4 protein-coding genes and 1 pseudogene are annotated in these 5,384 nt (G+C 73.4%); all 5 read right to left on the reverse strand.

What is annotated here, in order from left to right:
* Window positions 1-835 (reverse strand): annotated as a pseudogene (locus ETD85_RS59760) (hypothetical protein); the annotation flags it as partial.
* 10 nt (window positions 836-845) lie between these two features.
* Entirely contained in the window at window positions 846-1,334 is a 489-nt protein-coding gene (locus ETD85_RS59765) for an Lrp/AsnC family transcriptional regulator (RefSeq protein WP_138698674.1), read from the reverse strand.
* 23 nt (window positions 1,335-1,357) lie between these two features.
* On the reverse strand, window positions 1,358-1,951 hold the full coding sequence (locus tag ETD85_RS59770; protein WP_138698675.1) for a GTP-binding protein: 594 nt from the start codon (window positions 1,949-1,951) through the stop codon (window positions 1,358-1,360).
* A gap of 258 nt (window positions 1,952-2,209) precedes the next feature.
* Window positions 2,210-3,076 carry a terpene synthase family protein gene (locus ETD85_RS59775; protein ID WP_170247454.1) on the reverse strand — a complete coding sequence of 289 codons (867 nt, stop codon included), beginning with the start codon at window positions 3,074-3,076 and terminating at the stop codon, window positions 2,210-2,212.
* 217 nt (window positions 3,077-3,293) lie between these two features.
* Window positions 3,294-5,384 (reverse strand): LuxR C-terminal-related transcriptional regulator (locus ETD85_RS59785; protein ID WP_206059592.1); only part of this gene is annotated, 2,091 nt, incomplete at its 5' end.

The following is a 5,384-nucleotide window of genomic DNA, read 5'->3' on the forward strand; positions in this document are numbered from 1 at the left end:
CCCCTGACCACGCCCATGACCGGCCCCCGGGCCCGCCCACACCCAGGGCGAGCACGACGGCGGCCACCGCGAGCATGTCGACGTGGGCGTTGTTCACCGCCTCCATGGGCACGGCCGGGCACCAGGCCCAGTAGGCGACCGGCCGGGCGTCGCGCCGGCGCCGCAGGAACAGCAGCACGCCGGTGGTGCCCGCCGCCAGCAGCGCTCCGGAGACCTGGAGCGGCTTGTGCCGCGCCCCGCCGGGCGAGAGCCGGTCCACCAGCAGGAAGTACGCCTCGGCCAGCGGCGGGTAGACGGTGTGCGCGGTGGGCCGGTTGATCCGCGTGCACGTGCCCTCGCCTGCCGGGTAGAAGTGCCCCTGCGCGCATCCGGGGAAGAGCCAGGGATCGCGCAGGGAGGCGAGCGCGGGGTCGGCCGGGGCGTGGTCGTAGGGAGACAGGCCGGCGGACTGGACGCGACCGTCCCAGGCGTACCGGTAGGAGTCGGTGCTGGTGCCGGGCGGGCCGAGCAGGCCGGTGGCGATCACCGCCAGGCCGCCGCAGAGCACCAACCGGCCCGCGGCGCCTCCCGGCACACCCCGCAACGCCCGTACGGCGGCCCCGAACAGCCCCCAGGCGGCCGCGTACCACCAGAACAGGCCACCGGGACCCAGGCGGAAGATCGCCGCCAGGACGGCCACCTGAGCGGCGACTAGGGCGGCGGCGAGCACCGCCCGGCCACGCCAGGGCGCGGTGCCGGGGCGGCGCCGGGTGACGGCGGCGGTGCGGGCGCTCATGCCGGGCAGCGTCGCATCGCGGCGGCGCGCGTGGGCGGGTGCGGGCGCGGCCGTCAGCACTTCGTAAGGGTCAGTCCGGGGTCAGGCGGTGGCCGTCCTGGGCGGCGGCCGGCTCGGCGGCGATGTCGGGGGCGCGGTGCTCGTACGGCGTGCTGAGCACCACCGTGGTGCGCGTCGAGACGTTGGCCGAGGCGCGGATCTGCTGCAGCAGATCCTCCAGCGCCACCGGCGAGGCCACCCGCACCTTGAGAATGTAGCTCTCGTCGCCCGCCACGCTGTGGCACGCCTCGATGGCCGCCAGGTGGGCCAGCCGGTCGGGCGCGTCGTCGGGCGCGGCGGGATCGATCGGCTTGATCGACACGAACGCGGTCAGCGGCAACCCCACGGCGTCATGGTCGACGATCGCGGCGTATCCGCGCACGACCCCCCGCTTCTCCAGGCGGCGTACGCGCTGATGCACCGCTGAGACCGACAGCCCGGTCTCCCGGGCGAGGTCGGTGAAACTCATGCGGCCGTCGTGGGCCAGCAACGTGACGATCCGGCGGTCGATCTCCTCCATCGGTCAAAAGTAGCCGGTGATGGTCACGACATGGTCCCGACCGGGCTGGCACCCATGCGCATCGCGTGCTCCACCAGCGTGATGAGCACCTCGCGGCCCGAATCGCGCTTGCGGGCGTCGCAGCGCACGATGGGGATGTCCGGCTCCAGGCCGATCGCCGTGCGCACCTCGCCGACCGTGAAGGGCCTGGTGCCCTCGAAGCAGTTGAGCGCCACGATGAACGGCTGCTCGCGCTTCTCGAAGTAGTCGACGGCGGGGAAGCAGTCGTCCAGGCGGCGCGTGTCGGCCAGCACCACGGCGCCCAGCGCGCCCATGGCCAGCTCGTCCCACACGAACCAGAACCGCTCCTGGCCCGGCGTCCCGAACAGATACAGCATGTAGTCGTCACGGATCGTGATGCGGCCGAAATCCATGGCCACGGTCGTGGTCAGCTTGGCCTCCACGCCCGACAGATCGTCGACGCCCGTTCCTACCTGGGTGAGAGCCTCTTCCGTGCGTAGTGGCCGGGTCTCGGAGACGGCCCCGACCATGGTGGTCTTGCCCGCGCCGAACCCTCCGGCGATCAAGATCTTGATCGCTGTCGGCAGCCGCCAGCGGTCAAAGCGACCGAATTCCATCCAGCACCGCCTGTACATCTCCCGCGCAATGCACAACCCTGCCCTGAGATGCCGGGGTCAGTGGTATCTGTCAAGGCTCGTTGCGAACACTGATCCACATGCCTGGCATCGAGACACCCTAGCAACGCCACATTTTCCACTCAAGCCGCAAACTTTTACAAGAAACAGAATGTCACGGTTTGTCGTTCCAAGCCCCCTTATTCGCCTGGCTAACACCCCGAGAGTCAAGCAAACTTGTCATGGAATCCGACAGGGCCCTTACGCTGTCGGGCGGAGGGCCGAAATTCCCACGAAACCGGCGTTGAATCCGATCTGTCGTCGCAGGTAGACGGCCGTGCGGGGGCTGCTCGCGCGTACCGGCTCGATCAGGCCGGGCGCCTGCCCGGCCAGCGCCGCCATCGCGCCCGTCACCTCGGCGCGGCTGACACCGAGCGCGAGGACGTTCAGGTCGCCCCAGCTGACGTCCCTGCGGTAGGAGGCGACGTCCCCCAGCAGATGCAGATAACGCTGTACGTGCCGGCTGACCCCCCGCAGCTCCTCCAGATGCGCCCGCGTCCAGCCGTCGCCCGCGTAGATCCAGTGCGAGACGTCCACGAAGCACGAGCCGCGGCTGTCGGCGTTGTCGAGGTAACGGGCCAGCGTGGGCGCGGCGCCCGTGTCGCGCCAGACCCAGGCCCTGGTCATGCCCGCCAGCGTCCTGGCGAGCTGGTCGCGCCAGAGCCGCCGGGCCTCCTCGAACTCCTTGACGGTGGCCAGCTCGTCGCGCATGTCGGCCAGGAAGCGGGTGACCGCCGAGCGCGGCACCGCGCCGTCGGCCACGGACAGGCATTCGCGGGTCAGGCGGGTGACCTGCTCGCGGTTGGTGGCGGTGTGATCGACGAGCCGGTCCACGGCCAGGACCCACAGAGCGGCCCGGTTCACCATCTTCAGCCGGTCGGCCGTCGCCCAGGGGGCGCTGAAGGCCGTGGACAGGGTCAGCCCGCTGTAGAACTCGGCGTTGAAGGCGGCCACGGGGAACAGCCCGGCGTACATCTGGGCACAGCGCTGCAGATCCCTGCCGCACTCCGCGGCCAGCGCGCACGTCCTGCCGAGCTCGAACGCCTCGTCCAGCTCGTCGTCCGGCATCCTAGGACCGCTCGATGGGCTCGCGGATCATGGGCGACGACCCCCCAATACGCGGATATACACCTGTTGAAGAATTGTTTCATGATCACACAGGTGCGATCAAGGTATCAGCAGCGTGGCCGATCAGCCTGCTCCGATGCCTGCGGCCGACACCTCCGCCCGCGGGCTGAGGCGCCGACACGCCTACACGCCGTCGCCCCGTCACCACGTCGCCCCGTCATGCCGTCTGGCCGCAGGCGGCGAGCTTGGCGGCGAGCGCGACCCGGGAGCCGATCCCGAGCTTGGTGTAGATCTTGCCGATGTGGTACTCGACGGTCTTGACGCTGATGAGCAGCTCCCTGGCGATCTGGCGGTTGGTCAGGCCGCTGGCCACCAGCGTGGCGGTGCTGAGCTCCTGGGGCGTCAGCCCGAGCCGTACCGTGGCGGGGGGCTCCAGACCGCAGGCGGCCAGCTCGTGCGCGCACCGGTCCACGAGCGGGCAGGCGCCCAGCCGCTCGAAGATCGCGCGGGCGGCCTCCAGCCGCTCGGCGGCGGCCTTGCGCCGGCCCGTACGCCGCAGCAGCCGGCCGAGGTCGAGCAGCACCCGGGCCTCCTGCAGCGGGGACACCTCCCGCTCCACCAGCGCGAGCGCGCGGGAGAAGCCCTCTTCCGCCGCCTCTGGAACGTTCCTGGCGGCCTGCAGGAGCGCCTCCAGCCTGATCCGCTCGGACTGCCCGCGCGGCCCGGCCCGCCTGGACCGCCCGCACTCGCCGAACGCGGCCAGCGCCCCCTCGGCCTCCTCCAGCCGCCCGTCGGCGATCAGCGCCTCGATCCGGCCCGGCCGGGGGTCGGGCACGAACGCGTCACCGCCCTCGGGCGGCTCGGCCCCGGCCGTCAGCAGCGCCGTCGCGAGGTCCGCCTGCCGCTCCCCCAGCACGTGGCGCAGCCCGCGGGCGGTGCTCCGTGCTCCCGCGACGTGCGCCAGCGCCCGATCGAGCCGGCCCCTGGCCGCCAGCGGCGCCGCGCACACCACTTCCAGGCACGGCAGCAGCCACCGCTGGCCCAGCGCGGCCGCCTCGGCCAGCGCGCGGCCCGCCCGGGTGGCGGCCTCCTCCCAGCGCGCGGCCTCGTGCTCGGCGACGGCGAGCAGCGCGGTGGCCAGCAGCCGGTGGTGCGGCAGTCCCGCCTTCCGCTCGGCCGCGACGACCCGTCTGAGCATCGCGCCCGCCTGCTCGGCCGCGTCCTGCTCCAGCAGCGCGACGGCCGCGGCGAGGCTGTCGGAGGGGGCGCCGGCGCTGGGTGCCCCGCCCAGCGCCAGCACGTCGTACGGCCTGGCGACCGCGCCCCTGATGGGCTGCTCGATCGCCCGGCGGGCCCACTCCACCGCCGCCGCCCGCTGTCCGGTGACCAGTTTCAGCCAGGCCAGCTGCTCGGCCACGTCGGCGGCGAATGCGGGCTCTCTGTGCCGCCACGCCTCGGTCAGCAGCTCCGACGCCTCCTCGAAGCGTCCGGACGCCAGCGCGAGCCGTCCCAGCACGTACCGGCGTACCGGGCGCGGGTCGGCGTTACGCGCGGCGGCGAGTTCGGTGGCGAGCCCTGTGGAGGATCCTGTAGCGAACTCGGTGGCGAGCCCTGTCGCGAGCTCGGTGGCCCGGAGCACGTCGCCCCCGATGAGGACGTGCTCCAGGACCGCCGTGCGCAGCTCGTCGCGCCGCGCCGCCGACTCGGTGAGCCCGGCGGCCAGGTCCAGGTGGGCGGCGGACTCCTGCCACTGCCCGTGCTGCACGGCCTTGGCGGCGTATCCGACCAGCTCTTCGGCCAGCAGCTCGTCCGGCCCGCCGGCCGCGGCGGCCCGGTGGCGCAGCGCCGCGCCGGGGTCGTCGATCACCCGGGCCGCGGCCAGGTGGAGCCGTGCCCGCCCGCCCGCGCCCAGCCCGTCGTAGGCGGCGGCCCGCGCCAGGGGCTCAGGGAAATCGATCATGCGGCCGGGCAGCTCGCGGAGCAGCCCGGCGGCGGCGGCCTCTTCTAGCGCGGTCAGCGGCTCGCCGAGCTCGGTGGCGACGGCGGCGGCCAGGTGCAGCGGGCAGGGCCCGCCCAGCACCGCGCAAGCCGCGGCCAGCCGCCGGGCGGCCGGAGTGGCAGCGTGCCGGCGGCGGGCGAAGAGCCGCAGGTACGTGCTGGGGACGGGCAGGGGCAGGCTGGAGTCGGCCAGGACCGGCAGCGGCACGTTCGCCAGCAGGGCGCGGGCGTGCAGCGGATTGCCCAGGGTGTGCTCGCGCAGCCGGGCGGCCGCTCGTTCGGCCACGTTCGGCACCCCGTCGGCGGGCCC

The sequence above is a fragment of the Nonomuraea zeae genome (assembly GCF_005889725.1).
GTDB classification, from domain to species: Bacteria; Actinomycetota; Actinomycetes; order Streptosporangiales; family Streptosporangiaceae; genus Nonomuraea; species Nonomuraea zeae.